The sequence below is a fragment of the Achromobacter sp. JUb104 genome (genome assembly GCF_024806975.1).
Taxonomy (GTDB): Bacteria; Pseudomonadota; Gammaproteobacteria; order Burkholderiales; family Burkholderiaceae_B; genus Achromobacter; species Achromobacter spanius.
Window position 1 is genome coordinate 202,289 of the sequence record NZ_JANUEY010000001.1, and the last position, 18,073, is coordinate 220,361.

The window sequence follows — 18,073 nt, forward strand, 5'->3', positions numbered from 1 at the left end:
TGTTACAGGAAAGGCGGAAATTCAGCGTTCGAGCGCAAGAGATAGAGAACGGCGCCAACACACCGGCGTATCTGTTTTCCATCCCAGTCTAGGAACCCTGAGTCATGGCCTTTCCCCGAGCCGCCCGCCACACCCTTCTTGCGTCGGTATTGCTTGGCGCAATTCTTCCTCATCTGCCGTCTTCTGCCTGGGCGCAGGCGGCAGCCGACGATCAGCGTCGCGCCTATCGCATTGACGCGGGTGGCTTGAACGCCGCCTTGTTGAGCTTTGGCGCTCAGGCCGGGGTGTTGATCGCAAGCGATCCCGCCGTCACGTCGGGTTTGCAGAGTCATGGCGTGGACGGGGTGATGAGCGTCAGGGAAGGGCTGGTGGCGCTGCTGCGCGGCACGGGTCTGGAGGCGCTGCCCGAGCGTGACGGGTATCGCCTGGTTCGCGTGCCGCCGCCCGGCGTGACGCAGCTTGAGCCCGTCACCGTGCTGGGCCGCGTGGGCGTGACCGAAAACACGGGTTCTTTCACCGCCAGTTCGGCCACGGTAGGGGGCAAGACGGCGCAAGCGCTGCGCGAGGTGCCGCAAAGCGTGTCGGTGATCACCCGGCAAGAAATCGAAGACCGGCGTCTGGTCAGCCTGAACGATGTGATGAGCGCCACGCCGGGCATCTCGATGTTCCAGGGGGCGATGCTCAGCAGCAACTACCTGTCGCGCGGATTCGCAATCGGCAATATGCGCGTGGATGGCGGGGCGTCGATGTACCGCTCGTTCGGTGCGGACGATGACATGGCGTTCTATGACCACGTCGAAGTGCTGCGCGGTGCTGACGGCCTGTTTGGCGGCGCCAACGAAGCGGGCGGCACGATCAACCTGGTACGCAAGAAACCCACCTCGGAATTGCAGGTTATCGCGCAGGCCGAGGTAGGCAGTTGGGCCTATAAGCGTACGGATCTGGACGTGAGTGGCCCGCTGACGGAAAACGGCAAGTTGCGTGGGCGCGGCGTGCTGGCCTATGAAGACAAGAACTTCTTCTACGATGTGGCGCACAGCCGCCGCACGCTGGGCTACGGGATTCTTGAAGCGGATCTGTCCAGCACCACCACGGCCTTTGTCGGGGCCTCTTATCAAAAGCGGGATTCGTCCTATCAGGGCTACGGTTTGCCGCGCTATGCCACCGGCGAGGACCTGAAGCTTCCCCGCAATACCTACCTTAGCGGCGCCGACGATCAGGCGACCCGGACCATCGTCAATCTCTTCGGGCATGTGACGCAGCAGCTTGGAGGAGATTGGAGCGCCAACCTGGACATCAACCATGAAAACTCGCACCAGGACCGCTTCGATCACTATTTCTCCGGCGCGATCGACCCCTTGACGGGCAGCGGGTTGTTCGACACCGCCAGCGACCAGAACGAGCACTTCAAGAACACGTCCATCGACTTGTCCGCCAATGGTTCGTTTGGCCTGTGGGGCCGCCGCCACCAGGTGGTATTGGGCGCCAGTTGGGAACGTTTCCGGCCCAGCACTTATGGTTCCAAACCGGCCAACCGCGGCCAGGCGGTGCCTGACATCTTTGAGTTTGACCCTTACGATTACCCGCGCGGCACGGACTTCACGCCGATGTGGAATCAGACCACCGACACGCGGCAGGCCGGCGTGTACGGGTCGCTGAACATGCATCTGGCCGATCCGCTGCATGTCATTGTGGGCGGCCGCCTGAGCCGGTACGACTACACATTCACGAACCAGACCTTGAATGCCGCAAGAGAGGTCACTGCAACCTCGGTGACCCAGTACCAGGACGACAATGTCTTTACGCCCTACCTGGCCGCGACGGTTGACCTGAACGACACCTGGACCACCTACGCCAGCGTGGCCGAAACCTTCAAATCGCAAGCCAACAGCCTGCAAGGCCCAGCGCCCGGTAACCCGCTGGACCCGGTAACCGGCCGCAACTACGAGATCGGCCTGAAGGGCGAGCATCTGGACGGCAAGCTGCACAGCGCGTTCGCCATTTATCAGATCGAGCGCAAGAATGCCGCCGTGCGCGATACGGCCTATCCGTCCAGCAGGGCGGGCAACGGCGCGACTTGCTGCTTCCTGCCCAACGGGAACATCGTCAGCAAGGGCTTCGACGCGGAACTGAGCGGGGAAATAGCGCCGGGCGTGCAACTGACAGCCAGCTACAACTACAACCAGAATCGCGACCGCAATGCGTCGGGCGGCAGCTATCAGCCCCTGACGCCCAAGCACATGGCCAAGATCTTTGCGACCTACCAGTTGCCGGGCGAACTGCATCGCTGGAAAGTGGGCGGCGGCGTCAGCATCCAAAGCGCCACCTATGTCAGCGGCAGCGCGTACTTGCGTAATGCCGACGGCAGCCTCAGCAAGCAAAGCACGCCTTACAAGTTCACGCAGCCCGGCTACGCGATCTGGAATGCGTTTGCTCAATACCAGATCAGCGACAACTGGTCGGCGCAGGTCAACGTGAACAATCTGTTCGACAAGACCTACTACAGCACGGTCGGTTACCTGGACTACGGCAACTTCTACGGGACACCGCGCAGCGCCGCATTGACCTTGCGCGGCCGCTTCTAAGCCGTTGTCCGGCTGGCTCCTGACCAGGTTCGCCTAAGAGAACAGGACATATCCCATACATTTCTAAGATTGTTCTCATTTACCTGCTCAGGAGCTTGCTTCTAAAAGTGGTTACCACCACTTGACGCCTGAGACGGCCACCAAGGTCCGTCCTCGGCGGGAGCACGCCATGACTTCTTCATCCCACTTCCAGCCCTTCACCGCCCAGCAGATATTCGAAGCAACGCTCAGCGTTCCAGGCCATACGGAAACGGCATGAAGGACACCACGTCCGATCAATCCAAGGGGTCGCGTCAAGTGGTGAACACTCTTCCTCTCATGGACTGGGCCACGCTGCAACAGGGCGCACGGCCTTGGCTTTGGCTGAGCGGAGCACACAGCGAAACACTTGAACAAGACCTGCTGAAGATAAGCAAGCGTTTTGACTATCGTTGGGTGTGGCGCGACACCCCCTGGGAATACGCTTCTCCAGGCTATCGCGACGGGCCTTTGCTGGTACCGCTGGACGAGCCGCTCTTTACCTTCGCGCTCGACCACTGGCTTGGCCAGCAGGCGGGCTTGATCCTGCTAGGCCCTGACGACGAAGCCATGCTCGTGGCTCACCTCCAGCACCTGCACCAACTGCTGGGATCTGATGGTTTTCCGATCGCTTTCAGTCTCCATGCCGCGCGCGCCCTTGAAGAACTCTGTGAAGGGCTGCCGGCGGATCGTCTATCTCAGCTTTTCGGCCCTATTCAGCGCTTTGTCTGGCATGCAGGTGATGTGTTGTCGGGCGAGTGGCTGTGTGCCGATGCTCCGGAAGCCGCTCTTACTTCGTGGATAACGGAAAGCCCCATCGCTTTGACAGCGAACGATGAGGCCGCGCTTGGCCAAGCCAGCCTCGCGTGGTTCATGCGCGACTGTGCACGCGACGTTCGTCAACGTTTTCCGGCGTACGGCCGCCCAGAAAATGAATCCGTGCTCTGGCGGCATCTAAATCTCTTCACCAGTGAGGCTACCGATCAACTGGGGCTAGTCACGGAACGCGACGTTCGCCACTACCTGGAGCTGCGCTTTCGCTATGCACAGGAGAGCTTTACCAAGGACGTCGCGTTGCGCGACATCTTGGTCAATCGACACGTGCAGGGGAAACAGCGCTTGACTGACGCCGAAGCGCGGCTGGCGGCTACTGCTTCCACGATGTCGTGAGGGAAGATGCATGACGACGACTTACAAAATAGCGCTAGGCCCGGACCGCCCCAATGAAAAACAGCTGGGTAAAGCTATCTCGGCACCACCGTGTCATCGGTGCATTCCTGTCTACCCATTACGCTACGGCATCGCGGATAGTGCGCTAGATAAAGACGTATTCCCCACCCTTGATACCAAGGGCTATCCCGCGCTCGCATCAGGCAAGGCCTACGGCCTGCGCGTGCTGCGTCCAGGCACCTACGTCTACCTCTGCTATTTCGAGAATGGCCGCATGTGGACGCAGCACTATCAAGTTACCGAGGACGTACGATTTGCTCGTATCTGGTGGAGCCGTGCCGATGAAACCGACGCTACCCCAGGTCGGCATGCTCGCCCCGACACCGTGGGCGCCAAGTCCTTCCTATCAGCCCCAGATAGCAAAACCGCAGAAAGCGTCTATCTGATGGTGAGTGAAACGTTGCTGACGCATCGCACTCTTTGGGATATCGAAACGAACAAGGACGGGCTGCGGGATGCGCTGGCCGTCAAGATCAAGCCTGCTGGGGGGGATAAGCAGAAGCATGCCTTCAATGCCGCGCTGCTTGGCAATGCCGCCCCTGAGCTCGTTGCACCTGCCGTGTACGGCACTCCCATGCACTACGGCTGGAGCGAGATTCGGTTCTCAGCCACGGCACCTAACCACAACAACATACTGGGCAACATGTACATCGAACTGCGCCCACGTATGGACGTCACTCCGCTGGCAGTGGCATTGCCAGATCCCATCGGCATCGCAAGCGAACTTCACTACCTGGTCACCGATGCCGTTGCGATCAAGACAAAATATGCAGGTCGGAATGCACATAAGTTGCAGAGCGGAACCCTCATCGCCAACTATTTCGAAGCGATGACGAAGCAAACGGCCAGTTCCCCTGAACTGGCCAAGATCCTGGCCAAACAGCGCGGTCTTGTGAACTATGCCGGGGCAATCTCGTTTCCCGATACCTACTCCAAGAAGATCAAAGAGTTTGAGAAAGCCATTGCCACGGCGGTGAACGATTGCATCGCCTGGGTGCGGCTCATCGACCAAGAGAAGCTGTTGGGCAAAGCACTGAGGTGCTTTGATCTTCGCGTGATCCACAACGCACGCGACTATGAGAATGCAGTCTTCCAGTGCTTTGGCGGCTTGGTTCATACCCAGGACGGGGCGCAAGTCCTAGGTGACTTGATCGCCAAGCCCGCAGACAAGAGCCCCTATTGGCTCGCACTTGCCAATGGCAGCGAAATCCTGTTGGGCCGGTTGAAGTCCAGTACGGGTTATATCGCCAAGAACATGTTCGAAGTCATGGACAAGTTTATGGAAGAGCACGTCATCACTCCCGCCACCAACGCGCTGATTGGATTGCTGCAGGTGCTACCGCAAGCCAAGCAAGCGGACGTATTGGTACGGCGTCTGCGACACGTGATGGAGATCCGAGCCAACGCAACCATCGTTGTATACGACGTAAGTTTGGTGGATTTGCAGCGCGCCGCCTATGAATTCCAGGGCTATCAAACGCTAGGTGGCGAGCGCTCGCAGGGCTGGAAAATGCCGTCTCCGAAAGTCAATCAGACCGACGTGCTTACTCGTGTTTTGGTGTACGACTGGGTCAAGATTGCTGAAACCACATACCGAGAGCTTGATGAGGCGCCGGCTGATCGGGCTGCATTGCCTGCGCCTCGGGCTATACACATGGAAGGTAATCTTTTCATCAATATGCTGGATCGACTGCGAGGGCCGGGTGGACATTTTTTTACCGGCCTAGGCGGCTTTCTTGCGTTGAAAGGAATGGCCGCCGCAATGAAGCAAGCACGCTTGCATTTATCCAAAGCTGAAAACATCTTCAGCTTGTTGGGTGCCAGCAGTGCGCTTGTTGGTGCGGCTATCGAATTGAATGCGATGGCCACAGTTATCAAAGCTGAATCACGCGGTAGCACCGCCATAGCGAATAGTGCAAAGGTCCTTGCAGCCAAACGAGGCGTAGCATTCTTCGGCGCAGGGGGGGCTGGTATTGCTGCCGTTGCAGACGCTATCAGAGCCGCGAACGCATTCGGCGAAAGTAATCCGGAACAAGGCGGAATGTTGATGGGCTCCGCCATCGCTGGTGGCGTGCTGGCATTCGCCGCGTGGGCGGGAGGAACAGCTACAGCCGCGACCATTTTAGGGGAAGGGGCTGCCGTTGCAGTGCTTGGCCTCACTCCGTTTGGATGGGCAGTTGTTGCAGGTATCGCCGTCGTACTTGTCATTGGGTTTGCGTTCGGCGCTGATATGGCCAAACACGGTCCAGTCGAAATTTGGCTCAAACACAGTGCTTGGGGAGTGGACAGTCGTCATTACACCAATCGCGAGGAGTTGGATGCCGTCCATAGTTTGTACTATCGCCCAAGGCTGACTACGGAATGGGATAAATCCCTTGGGTATTCGGTGGGAACCCTTCGCATCAGTTGCCAGTTGCCCGGTATCAACGACATGCCTGGGGAGAGATTTCAAACCAAGCTGGCCTTAACCCTCCGGGGTGACAAACTTGCGCAAGTGAACGGGCCTATTGCGTATGCCCCGGGCACCAACCCCATCGACTATCACCGTGAATGCTTGGTCACCCCGTTAGGCGGAACCGGCAAAGAATGTGGCTGGGTGATTCAAATGCATGAGGACACCCAAGTGGCATTGGAGTATCTGTACTTTCCAGATCCGGAACAACAACCTGGGTTGGCATTGCTTCAACCCGACGCGCCGACGCCATTGGTTTTCACATCAAGCGGCTGGTTCACTGATCCGATTGATTCAGCCAAGCTCGAACCCGTTGGGGCTCCGGAATAATGTCAGAGATAAAACGTCTACCTAACAGCCTGCGCTTAGGTGGAACGCTACTCTATAGAGGTCAACCAACCGGGGAATCGCCTCAACCCGATGGCGTAAGACGGGTGAGCGAACAGTGTGTAGAACTCGACACTTTCGCTAATTTCACTCAGCGTGGAGTGGCTGGTTACATAGGCGCATCGTTCGTTGTGGCTGTTGCCACTATGCTGCTGCTTCTGGTGGTAGCTGGCGTGGAGAATATGACCTACCGCATCGCCGGCAACATGCTTCTCGGGGTGCTAGTCACGTTAACAATAGCGCTACTTTTCTACTTCGCTAGCGGTGCCCATCGAAATCGCGGTGCGTATATTCGCCTCCACCGAGGCACCCGCAAACTCTACTTCATCTACCCGCGCCAGAAGCGTCTGCACGTACTTGATTGGGACCAACTCGAAGCCTTGGCAGGGTACGTTCCCATTGTGTCTGCAAGTGGCTACGCGAGCCGACACCCGCTGTACCTTTTTGGCGTGGACTACAGCATGGATCCGCCGACAGAAATCTGCGCCGCATGCGGCAATCTCGGCCTGTTTGACGGTGACCGATCGGCCAAGAGCCTTTGGGCCTATTTGCAAGTCTTCATGGAACGAGGCCCAGAAGGCCTGCCCAAACCCCCGCCGTTGCCACCACGACAGAGCCGATGGCGGGAGACCCAACAACCCTACCGAGACTGGTATGCAGGCCTGCGACGCCTACTGGCGAAGCCCTATGGAATGTTCAAAGCCCCCCTCACCATTCCGCTCTGGCTGGGCTGGTTGCTCATCAACGCATTTCCGGACAGCGTCGAGGCCTTCATCCAGTACAACGTGCCGTACACGCAGTTCCCAAAGGAAATCGATAGGTTGTGCGGCTTTGACGAGAAGCGCAGGCCAGTGATTCGTGTGAACGGGGAGCGCATTGATTCGTGAGCACATGCCCACTATTCAATGAACGACTGTTATCTGGGTTGGCATTGCTACACCCGGACGCGCCGACGCCATTGGTGTTCACATCAAGTGGCTGGTTCTCGGATCCGATTGCTTCTGCCAAGCTAGAACCCGTTGGAGCACCAAATAATGTCCGCGACTAAACGTCTACCACACAGCTTGCGCTTTGGTGGAACGCCTCTGTATCGAAATCGGCCCACGGGAGAACCCCCTCAACCCGATGGGGTGCGACGGGTTAACGACCGATGTGTCGAACTTGAAACTTATGCAAACTTCACGCAAAGCGGAACAGCAAGTTTTATCGGCATGTCCGTCATTCTGAGCATCGCTACATTTCTAGCTAGCTTGTTCGCTGTTGGACCAGAAAACGTTGACGTTGAGTTCATATTAATTTTGGTCGCCTGGTCTCCAGCTGCACCAGGTATTGCGTTCATTTTTTATCTAGCCAGCGGTGCTCATCGAAGCCGTGGCGCCTTTATTCGCATTCACCGAGGCACCCGCAAACTCTACTTCATCTATCCGCGCCAGAAGCGTCTGCACGTACTTGACTGGGACCAACTCGAAGCCGTGGCAGGGTACGTACCCATTGTGTCTGCAAGTGGCTACACCAGCCGGCACCCGCTGTACCTTTTTGGCGTGGACTACAGCATGGACCCGCCGACAGAAATCTGTGCGGCATGCGGCAATCTCGGCCTGTTTGACGGCGACCGTTCGGCCAAGGCCCTCTGGTCCTATTTGCAAGCCTTCATGGAACGAGGCCCAGAAGGGCTGCCCAAGCCTGCACCGCTGCCACCACGACAGAGCCGATGGCGAGAGACCCAACAACCCTACCGAGACTGGTATGCAGGCCTGCGACGCCGACTGGCGAAGCCCTATGGAATGTTCAAAGCCCCCCTCACCATTCCGCTCTGGCTGGGCTGGTTGCTCATCAACGCATTTCCGGACAGCGTTGAAGCCTTCATCCAGTACAACGTGCCGTACACACAGTTCCCAAAGGAAATCGATAGGCTGTGCGGCTTCGACGAGAAGCGCAGGCCAGTGATTCGTGTGAACGGGGAGCGCATTGATTCTTGAGCACATGGCCACTGTGGGATGAACGAGGGCGGACTCCGCCGCGCTTGCGTATCGCGGCCGCGTTTCGCTTGTGTCAGCGTTGCTGAATGGTAAGCGCCCGGCGAACACGCCTTAAGCGCCGCCATTGTCCGCAAGCCTTAAACCCTGGCACATCGCGTCCTCAAACACCTGATGCACTCGGCTCAATCGCTCGGTGTAGGTGAAGGTGGTGGCATTACCGTAGGGATTGCCCTTTTCGGTGGAGTTACTTAGACCGCTTCCGCGACTACCCTATTCGTTCGAAAAAAGAACCGAGGGGATCGTCATGAAGAGATGGCTATGCGGGGCGGGCATCATGGGGATGATGCTGACGAGTCCGGTTGCAGCTCAATACATCGCCACCTGGCAGGATCCTGCGGGCGTGTGGAAAGGCCCTGCGGCGAATCAACCGGGTACGGAGCTTTACGCTGCTGAAGGAGCCGCGCAACGCGCTTGCCTGGATCGCGGCAACCCCAAACTTTGGAACCGTGCGGCGAAAGTGACGGAAAAGGCCACGGGAAAGGTGCTCCTGGAACTGGACTGCGACGCGGAGCGCGCCAAGAAAAAGAAGGGCCAGCCTCAGGCAGTCGCATCTTCCAGTGCTACGACCTACCAGGTTTCCAGGAAGGATCCCTTCGGTAGATGGATGCACGGGCACGGTTCCGATCCTGGGGCAAATCTCGCGTTGGCGGAAGGCTACGCATACGAAGCCTGCAAAGATCGCGGCAACCCTAAAGACCTCCAGTTGGCGTCCAAGGTGACTGAAAAGGGGACGGGAAAAATCGTGCTGGAACTCGATTGCAACGCCGTGCGCGCGAAGGCGAAATGATCTGCTAACCCAGCGAACGTTCCGCCATGCCCAGGCTTGGCAAGCTATGCGCAGCGCAACCTCGACGAAGCCGCCGCCAAGCTAAACGTCCGTCTCGGAAAGACCTTGGGGTTCACGACTCCAGCTGAGGCGCTGGGCGAATGTTGCACCGACCGCCTGAAGCCAGGGGCGTATTCGGGGCCAAGGTCTCCAGGCCCAACATTGCAGAAAAGAACGGTATATCCGGTCAGGCCGAGGACGTAACAGCGCTCGAATAAATAGTGGATTAAATCAACTAAAAGGCATATAGTCGATCCATGGCCGCGGCGTCTTGCGGCGACAAGAACCGAACATTCAGGAGCAGGCATGACCCCGACTTATCACACGATTCTGCTTGAGGTGCGGGACCGTGTTGCCACGGTGACATTGAACCGGCCCGATAGCCGTAACGCGCTCAGTTCGCAGATGTGCGCGGAGCTGGTGCAGGTCATGGAGGCGATTGCGGCGGACCCCGGCGTGCACGTGGCGCTGATCACGGGCAACGGCCCGGCCTTTTGCGCTGGCGCCGATCTCAAGGAACGCAAAACCATGAACCATCAGGAGATGACGGCGCGCCGCGTTCAGGGCTTTGCCGCCTATGCCGCCATTGAGCGTCTGCCGCAACCCGTGGTGGCGGTGGTCCATGGTCCGGCCTTTGGTTCGGGTTGCGAAATCGCCGGCGCCTGCGACTTCGTGCTGGCCTCCACCGAGGCCGTGTTCTGCTATCCCGAAGTGGGGTGGGGCACGGTCGGCGCAACGCAGCGTTTGCCGCGTATTGCTGGCGCTCGCATGGCCAAAGAGCTGTTGTTTACCGGCCGCCGCTTCGACGCCGACGAAGCGCGCGAGATCGGTCTGGTCAACCATGTGTATGCGCCCGATGCGCTGCGCCAGGAGGCGCAAGCCATGGCGGCCGCCATGGCCCGTGCCCAGCCTTTGACCATGCGTCTGACCAAACGCAGCATTGATCAAGGCCTGGCCACCACGCGCGAAGGCGCGATGGCCATTGAACTGTTGGCCATTGAAGAAAACCTGCGTGGCACGGATTGGCAAGGCGCCATAGCCGGCTTTGGCAAGGAGCCGCAGGCATGAAGGCAATGACTCTGGCTGCCTGTTTGGCGCAGACGGTGGCGGCACGTGGCCCCGAAGAGGCTTTTGTGGCCCCGGGGGGACGGTTGAACTGGAATGAGCTGGCAGCCGGCGCCCGGCTACGTGCGCGGGCGCTGTATGCGGCCGGTGTGCGCCGTGGCGACCATGTCGGCATCTTTCTTGGTAATGGTGGCGACTGGTTGCAACTGTTCTACGCCTGCGCCTTGATCGGCGCGGTGACGGTGCCGGTCAATACCCGGTTCAAGACGGAAGAGCTGGCCTTCTGCCTGCAACAGGCTGACGTCAAGCTGCTGCTGACGGCCGACACCTTTCTGGGCATAGACTTTCTGGATCTGCTGCAACGGGTAGAGCCGGCCCTGACGCAGCGTCTGCCCGGCGTGGCGCTGCCGGTATTGGAAAAAGTAGTGGTGCTGGGTGATCGCAGCCTGCCGGGCACGACCTCGTGGGCAGACTTTATCGAAGGCGCGGATCGTGCCGACGCGGCAGGCTTTGATGCAGCCATGCACGCCGTCAGCAGTGATGATGTGCTTTTGATCCAATACACCTCGGGCACGACTTCGTTCCCCAAGGGTGTCATGCTCAGCCACGCCAATATGCTGGGCAATGCCGCAGCCGTGGCGCAGCGCATGGGCGTGCGGCCGGAAGACCGCTATTTCAGTATCCGGCCTTATTTCCACGTGGCCGGCACCACGCTGTCCATTCTGGTCAGTCTGGTGACCGGGTGCTGTCTGCTGACCTTGCCGAATTTCGATGTGGGCGAGACCTTGCGCATGTTGGATGAGGAGCGCTGCACGCTTACCTCCGGCAACGACACCATCTTTTTGATGCTGATGGGCCATCCCGATTTTGATCGCCAGCGGATTCATCTGCGTGGCGGTTGGGCCGCCGCTGGCCCCGAGGTAATGCAGAAGATTCGCGATGTGATGGGCGTGCCCTCGGTGTGCAACGCCTATGGGCAATCCGAAGCCTCACCCAATATCGTCATGTCGGCCTGGAACGACGAGTTTTCATTGCGCGCCCACGGGTGGGCCTTGCCGCATCCCGGCATGGAAATCCGTCTGATCGATCCGGCAACCGGCGCGGTGGTCGCTCCCGGCGGGCAGGGTGAGATCCAGGCCCGTGGCTGGAGCGTGATGAAGGGCTATTACAAGATGCCCGAGGCCACCGCACGCGCGTTGAGCGAGGATGGCTGGCTCAGCACGGGCGACCTGGGCGAGATGAATGCCGATGGGCGCTTGCGCATGGTGGGGCGGCTGAAGGATATGTTCCGGGTTGGCGGAGAGAACGTGGCACCGGCCGAGGTCGAAGAGGTTTTGCATGGTCATCCTGCCGTGCGCATGGCCCAGGTAGTGGGGGTGCCCGATGTTCGTCTGGGCGAAGTGCCGGCCGCCTTTGTGCTCTTGCGCGAAGACCAGCAGGCCGAGACTGCCGAGTTGATCGCCTGGTGCAAAAGCCGTTGCGCCAATTTCAAGGTGCCGCGCTATATGGAAATCGTCGATACCTTCGAAAACATAGGCATGACAGGTAGCTCCAAGGTGCAGAAGATAAAGTTGCGCGCCCACGCGATCCGCCTGTTTGGCCTGGAGGAAAAAGCATGACGCGCGATGTGGTGCTGTGCGAGTGTTTTGCCCGTGATGGCTTGCAGCATGAGCCGGATTTCATTGCGACCGACATCAAGATCGAATTGGTCGACGCGTTTGCGGCGTTGGGTTTTGAGCGGGTAGAGGCCACCTCGTATTCCAATCCCAAGGTGGTGCCGCAGTTTGCCGATGCGAGCGACATGCTGGCGGCGCTGCCGCGTCGGGACGGCGTCTGGTACAAGGCGACCTGCGCCAATGCGCGCGCCGTGCAGCGGGCGCTGGCCGATCTGGAGCTGGGGCACGGCGCCAATGAGATCAGCCTGCTGGTCTCGGCCAGCGAGTCGCACTCCGAGCGCAATCTGAAGCGCAGCCGCGCTGACCAATGGGGCAATATCGCCGAGATGGCCAGCCTGGGCCGGGGCCATTTCCGCATGATAGGCACGATCTCGGTGGCGTTTGGTTGCCCCTTCGAGGGCGCGGTATCGGCCGATAGCGTGCTGCGCGACGCCGAGCGCTATGCGGCGCTGGGTGTGGACATCGTCACCTTGGGCGACACCACCGGCATGGCCACGCCGCAAGCGGTGCGCGAGCTGTATGGCGCGTTGCAACGTGAATTGCCGCAGCTCACGCTGGTGGCCCATTTCCATGACACCCGCGCAACCGGCCTGGTGAATTACGTGGCCGCCTTGGACGCCGGTGTTCGCTGGTTTGATTGCGCCGTCGGCGGCGTGGGCGGCCATCCGGCCAAGGTCAAATATGGCGGCGGCCATACCGGCAATGTGGCGACTGAAGACCTGGTCAGTCTGTTTGAATCCATGGGCGTGCGCACCGGTCTGGACCTGGACGGGCTGGCCGCCGTGTCGCAGCGCTGCCGCGAGGTGCTGGGGCGCGATCTGCATAGCCGCGTGGCCGACAGCGGCTTCCATCCGCTGATCAAGGCCGGTGCTTGAGCGGCGGTTGTATATCATGCCCTCGTCACCGCAACCGCTCCAAGAGAATTCCATGGCAACCAAAAGCAAGCTTTCCCCCCGCCGCGCCACGCCCGCCACGCTCAAGGAGCTGTTTTCCTACCGCTTGAATCGGCTGGCCTATGTGTCCAGCCGTATTGCCGCTGGCCTTAACGAAAGCCGCTATGGCGTGGGTCCGCGTGAGTGGCGGATTCTGGCCTTGCTGGGTGCCACGCCCGATATGTCTCTGAACGCAGTGGCGCGTGAAGCCAATATCGACAAAAGCCAGGCCAGCCGTACGGTGTCCGACCTGATCGAGCGCGGCTTGATCAAGCGCAGCGCCGACGCCCAGGATGCGCGCGGCGTAAGCCTGGACCTGACGCGCGCTGGAAAAAAACTCTACCAAGAGATATTCCCGGCCGCCATTGAGCGTAACGAGGAAATGCTGGCCGTGCTGAGCGAAGACGAGCGCGAGGTGCTGGAGCGCGCCTTGGACAAGATGACGTTGCACATGCTGGATATGCTTAATGACTTGAAGGCCGAAGTGCCCACACGCCGCGGTCGCGGCGTACAGCCGCGCTAAGGCGACAGCCTGTCTGTGACAGGCTTTCTTATGCTCATAAAGTTGATTAAATCAATTAAATAGAGGTCAAGACATGGTTGAATTGATTATCGAAAATCAGGGCGCGGTGCGCGTGCTGCGGCTGAACCGCCCGGAAAAGCACAATGCCTTGAACACCGCCTTGACGACCGGTTTGCTGACCAGCCTGCGCGAGGCCGATCAAGACCAGTCGGTGCGCGCGGTGGTGCTGACCGGCAATGGCAAGTCGTTTTGCGCAGGCGCGGATACGACGGAGTTTTCCGCCCTGACGCCTGAACATCCCGAGGCCGTGCTGGCGCGCGCCAGCCTGACCACAGACCTGCATCTGGTTTTCTCGCGGATGAGCAAGCCTGTGATCGGCGCCGTGCATGGCAATGCGCTGGGCGGCGGTGCCGGCCTGGCGCTGGCGTGCGACATGGTGGTCATGGCCGAGGACGCGCGCTTTGGCTATCCGGAGTTGCGTCATGGCATCGTGGCCGCAGTGGTGATGGCCAATCTGGTACGGCAATTGGGCCGCAAGCAGGCTTTCGAGCTGGTGGCCATGGCCGAGGCCATCGACGGCCATCGGGCGCTGGCCTTGGGATTGGTGAATCGGGCAGTGCCGGTCGCCGACGTCTTGCCGCAAGCGTTAGAACTGGCCAAGCGTGTCGCGGGTTGGGACCCGGCCGCCATGGGTCTCACCAAGCGCGCATTCCATCGTTGCGCGGATCTTGCGCTGGAAGACGCGCTGGGCGTGGGCCGGGATGCCAACATCATCATGCGCGGCTTTCGACAAGGGGCGGCGCGATGAAGCCGCTTGATGGCGTCACCATCCTGGACTTGTCGCGGGTGCTGGCCTGCCCCTTCGCGTCGATGATATTGGCCGAACTGGGCGCCACGGTGATCAAGGTCGAACAACCCGAAGGCGGCGACGAGACGCGCGGATTTGAACCCAAGGTGCACGGCGAGGGCGGCGATGAGTCGGCCTATTACCTTGCCTTCAATCGCAGCAAGCAATCGATCACGGTTAATTTCCGCACGCCCGAGGGGCAGGACTTGATACGCCGGCTGGCACAGGACGTTGACGTGGTGGTCGAGAACTTTCCGGTGGGCACCCTGGCGCGCTATGGCCTGGACAAAGCCCACATCGCGCCCGACAACACCGACCTGATTTACTTCTCGTGCACCGGCTTTGGCATGACCGGGCCGTATGCGGCGCGTAAAGGCTATGACACCGTATTCCAGGCCATGGGCGGCATCATGAGTTTGACCGGCGAGCGTGGTCGCGGGCCGGTCAAGCCTGGCTTGCCGGTGGCCGACTTGACCTCGGGCTTGTGGGCGGCGATAGGCATTTTGTCGGCCCTGGTCGGCCGTGAGCGTAGCGGGCGCGGCTGCCATGTCGATTTCTCCATGCTGGACGGTCAGGTCGGCCTGCTGTCGCTGGCTGCCGCGCGCTATTTCGCCTTGGGTGAAGTACCGCCGCGCCTGGGCACGGAACATCCTGGGCGCGTGCCGTCGGCCGCGTTCGAATGCCGCGATGGCAAATGGGTGCAGATTACTGGCAGCGATCAACACTGGAAGCCTTTGTGCGACCTCTTGGACCTCCCTCAATGGAGCGCCGATGAGGAACTGGCCCGCAACGCGGTGCGCGTGGCCCGGCGAGAGGAAGTCATGGCCGGCTTGCAGGGCGCGGTGGCCAAGCTGGACCGCGATGAGCTTTGCCGCCGTTGTGATGCCGCCGGCGTGCCGGCCGGGCCGATTCTGGATGTTGGCGAAATTCTCAATAACGAGCACGTGCTCGCGCGCGGCATGGTCGCAAGCTATGAGCATCCTCGCATCGGCCGCTTTGGCGCGGTGCCGGTGCCCTTCAAGTTCGAGGGTTATGAAGATCCTCAGGTCGAACGGCCTCCTTTGCTGGGCGAGCATACCGACGAGGTGTTGCGCGCAAGGCTGGGGCTGTCGCACGAGGAAATCACGGCGCTAAGGCAGCTTGGCGCCATCTAGCAATACAAAAAAAGCATCCCGATGAGGATCAGGAGACAAAGATGAATACCTTGAAGCGATTGCTGTGCGGCTTGGCCGTCAGCGCGTTGTGCAGCGGTGCAAGCCTGGCGGCGGACAGCTATCCCAGTCAGCCGATCACGCTGGTCAATCCTTATGCGGCGGGCGGCCCCGCCGATGTGCTGGGGCGGGCGTTGGCGCGCGAGCTGGAAAAGCAGTTGGGCAAGGCGGTTATCGTGGAGAACAAGGCCGGGGGTGGGGCTGCCATAGGCGCCAACTTCGTGGCGCGGGCCAAACCGGATGGCTATACCTTGTTGCTGGGCACGTCGGCCGCGCATGTGGTGACGCCCTTGATGCAGCAGACGCCGTACGACGGCATCAAGGATTTTGCCTTCGTGGGCATCGTGGCCAACCAGCCCAATATGCTGGTGGTGCGTTCATCCATGCCGGTGTCGACCTTGCCGGAGCTGATCGCCCTGGCGCGCAAGGAACCGGGCAAGATCAACTACGCGTCGGCGGGCCCGGGCAGTTCGCCGCATCTGGGCGGCGAGCTGTTCCGCCAGCAGGCCAAGGTCGACATCATGCATATTCCCTATAGCGGCGCTGCCCCCGCCATCAATGATCTGGTGGGCGGGCAGGTCGACATGGCGGTGTTGAATCTGGCTGCCAGCGTGCAGTTCATTCGTAGCGGAAAACTCAAGGCGCTGGCCTATGCCAACCCCAAGCGCTCGGCCTTGTTTCCCGATGTGCCCACCTTGGCGGAAGCGGGGGTAAGCGGGGCGGAGTCGGCGTCGTGGTACAGCTTGGCCGCGCCCAAAGGCACGCCGCCCCAGGTGCTGGAGACATTGAACAAAGCCGTGCAGGCCGTGAACCAGTCGGCCGAATATCGCAAGCTGATGGACGCGCAGGGTGTCGAGCTCTGGACCATGACGCCGCAAGAAGCGACCCAGTTCGTGGAGAAGGATCAGGTCGCCATGCGCAAGCTGGTCGAAGGCGCGGGCTTGTTGAAGAAGTAGGGCGGTTGAAGAAGTCGGCTTGCCGAAGAAGTCGGGTGGCTCACGACTTCAGACGTGAAATGAACGGACTCCCGATGGTTGGATAAAGCCAATCTTCGGGAGTCGGCGTGGTGTATGACGTCGGTGCTTGCCCAGTTCAACTGCGCTGGACCTTGCCACGGTCGCGGGGCTCAGCCCAACGCGGAAAGCCGCCGAATCGCCACCAAGGTTTCTTCCACCAGACGCTGCATTAATTCGCCGGCCGGTACCAGATCGTCAATCAACCCGGCGCTTTGCCCGGCTTCGACTTTACCCAGTTCGACATTGCCTTCCAGCGCCGCTTGCTTCAAGGTGCTTTGGGCAAACAGGGCGTCCAGCTCTTCATCGCTGCCGTTGCGTTCGGCGGTGAGGTACTGCTGGGCAAAGGCGTTGCGCAGCATGCGCACTGGTGAGCGCCCGCGGCCAACCAGGGTGGTGTCGCTGATGTTCGCGCCCATCACGGCCGCTTTATAGGCCGCGTGCACGCCCGCTTCGGGTGTCAGCAAAAAGCGCGTTCCCAGTTGCGCGCCGGCCGCACCCAGGCAAAGCGCGGCGGCAATTCCCGCGCCATCCGCGATGCCGCCGGCTGCAACCACCGGAAGGTCCACGCGCTGCACCGTCGCCCGCAGCAGCACTTGGGTGGTGATCTCTTCAGGACCGGGGTGCCCGCCAGCCTCCAACCCGACCGCGATCACGCCATCGACGCCGGCCGCCTGGGCTTTCTCGGCATGGACCGGGCTGGCAATGACCTGTAGCCATTTCATCCCGGCATCGTGCACGCGGCCCAGGTGCTCTCGCGGCCCGCCTTGCGAGGCGATGATGATGGGGGCGCCTTCCGCGATGGCGATATCCAAATGCTCGCGCGCGCGCTTGTTGTAGAGCGGGATGTTCACCGCGTAGGGGGCGTCGGTCAGGCTGCGAAGCTTGCGCAGCGCGGCTTGCAGCGCCTCCGGGTACATCGGTCCGGAGGCCACCACGCCCAGGCCGCCGGCGGCCGAGACAGCAGCCGCCAGTTCCGCGTTGGAGGATGCCCAGCTCATGCCGGCTTGAATGATGGGATATCGGATACCCAGAAGACGGGTCAGCGGGGTCTGCAAAGTCATGATGGCATCTCGGTGGGAAAGCAATCATTCTCGTGCAATTGGTTGATTTAATCAACTAATGTGCGAGGGTTGCTTTGGTGGCGCTGGCTGCCTGCCACTCCTATCTATAAGCAAACCCCGCGCAGGTGAGCCGGTTCTTTTACAATCCGGCGCGGTCCCTGGCGGGCACTCCGCCCGCATCTAATAACGGACCGCTCTCAACAAC

General features: G+C 60.4%; 14 protein-coding genes. 13 read left to right on the top strand and 1 reads right to left on the bottom strand.

Annotated features, from left to right (window positions below; genetic code table 11):
• The first annotated feature begins 104 nt into the window (after window positions 1–104).
• The 13 genes from M2361_RS00865 to M2361_RS00925 all read left to right on the top strand — a co-directional run bounded on the left by M2361_RS00865 (window position 105) and on the right by M2361_RS00925 (window position 16,747).
• The gene (locus tag M2361_RS00865) at window positions 105–2,585 is read left to right on the top strand and encodes a TonB-dependent receptor (RefSeq protein WP_259245789.1); all 2,481 of its coding nucleotides are present in this window, start codon (window positions 105–107) and stop codon (window positions 2,583–2,585) included.
• Between the two features lie 255 nt (window positions 2,586–2,840).
• Complete coding sequence (locus tag M2361_RS00870) at window positions 2,841–3,773, top strand: DUF4123 domain-containing protein (protein ID WP_259245790.1); 933 nt, start codon at window positions 2,841–2,843, stop codon at window positions 3,771–3,773.
• A gap of 10 nt (window positions 3,774–3,783) precedes the next feature.
• Complete coding sequence (locus M2361_RS00875; RefSeq protein ID WP_259245791.1) at window positions 3,784–6,615, top strand: toxin VasX; 2,832 nt, start codon at window positions 3,784–3,786, stop codon at window positions 6,613–6,615.
• 203 nt (window positions 6,616–6,818) lie between these two features.
• A complete protein-coding gene (locus M2361_RS00880; RefSeq protein WP_259245792.1) occupies window positions 6,819–7,559 on the top strand; it encodes a DUF6708 domain-containing protein in 741 nt (246 codons plus the stop codon).
• Between the two features lie 324 nt (window positions 7,560–7,883).
• On the top strand, window positions 7,884–8,651 hold the full coding sequence (locus M2361_RS00885; protein ID WP_259245793.1) for a DUF6708 domain-containing protein: 768 nt from the start codon (window positions 7,884–7,886) through the stop codon (window positions 8,649–8,651).
• Window positions 8,652–8,955: 304 nt separating this feature from the next.
• A complete protein-coding gene (locus M2361_RS00890) occupies window positions 8,956–9,498 on the top strand; it encodes a hypothetical protein (RefSeq protein ID WP_259245794.1) in 543 nt (180 codons plus the stop codon).
• A gap of 345 nt (window positions 9,499–9,843) precedes the next feature.
• Window positions 9,844–10,605 (top strand): enoyl-CoA hydratase/isomerase family protein, encoded by a 762-nt coding sequence (locus tag M2361_RS00895; RefSeq protein ID WP_259245795.1) that lies wholly within the window; start codon window positions 9,844–9,846, stop codon window positions 10,603–10,605.
• Window positions 10,602–12,221, top strand: a complete 1,620-nt coding sequence (locus tag M2361_RS00900) for an AMP-binding protein (protein WP_259245796.1) — start codon at window positions 10,602–10,604, stop codon at window positions 12,219–12,221. The genes M2361_RS00895 and M2361_RS00900 overlap by 4 nt, the downstream gene beginning before the upstream one ends.
• Entirely contained in the window at window positions 12,218–13,153 is a 936-nt protein-coding gene (locus M2361_RS00905) for a hydroxymethylglutaryl-CoA lyase (protein ID WP_259245798.1), read from the top strand. Before M2361_RS00900 ends, M2361_RS00905 begins: the two co-directional genes overlap by 4 nt.
• A 52-nt stretch (window positions 13,154–13,205) precedes the next feature.
• On the top strand, window positions 13,206–13,733 hold the full coding sequence (locus M2361_RS00910) for a MarR family winged helix-turn-helix transcriptional regulator (RefSeq protein WP_259245799.1): 528 nt from the start codon (window positions 13,206–13,208) through the stop codon (window positions 13,731–13,733).
• A gap of 73 nt (window positions 13,734–13,806) precedes the next feature.
• Window positions 13,807–14,541: an enoyl-CoA hydratase/isomerase family protein gene (locus M2361_RS00915; protein ID WP_259245800.1), complete on the top strand. Its 735-nt coding sequence runs from the start codon at window positions 13,807–13,809 to the stop codon at window positions 14,539–14,541.
• On the top strand, window positions 14,538–15,734 hold the full coding sequence (locus M2361_RS00920) for a CaiB/BaiF CoA-transferase family protein (RefSeq protein ID WP_259245801.1): 1,197 nt from the start codon (window positions 14,538–14,540) through the stop codon (window positions 15,732–15,734). Before M2361_RS00915 ends, M2361_RS00920 begins: the two co-directional genes overlap by 4 nt.
• A gap of 41 nt (window positions 15,735–15,775) precedes the next feature.
• The gene (locus tag M2361_RS00925) at window positions 15,776–16,747 is read left to right on the top strand and encodes a tripartite tricarboxylate transporter substrate binding protein (protein WP_259245802.1); all 972 of its coding nucleotides are present in this window, start codon (window positions 15,776–15,778) and stop codon (window positions 16,745–16,747) included.
• Window positions 16,748–16,917: 170 nt separating this feature from the next.
• Here the strand turns inward: M2361_RS00925 and M2361_RS00930 are convergent, their stop codons facing one another.
• The gene (locus M2361_RS00930) at window positions 16,918–17,868 is read right to left on the bottom strand and encodes a nitronate monooxygenase family protein (RefSeq protein WP_259245803.1); all 951 of its coding nucleotides are present in this window, start codon (window positions 17,866–17,868) and stop codon (window positions 16,918–16,920) included.
• Between the last annotated feature and the right edge of the window lie 205 nt (window positions 17,869–18,073).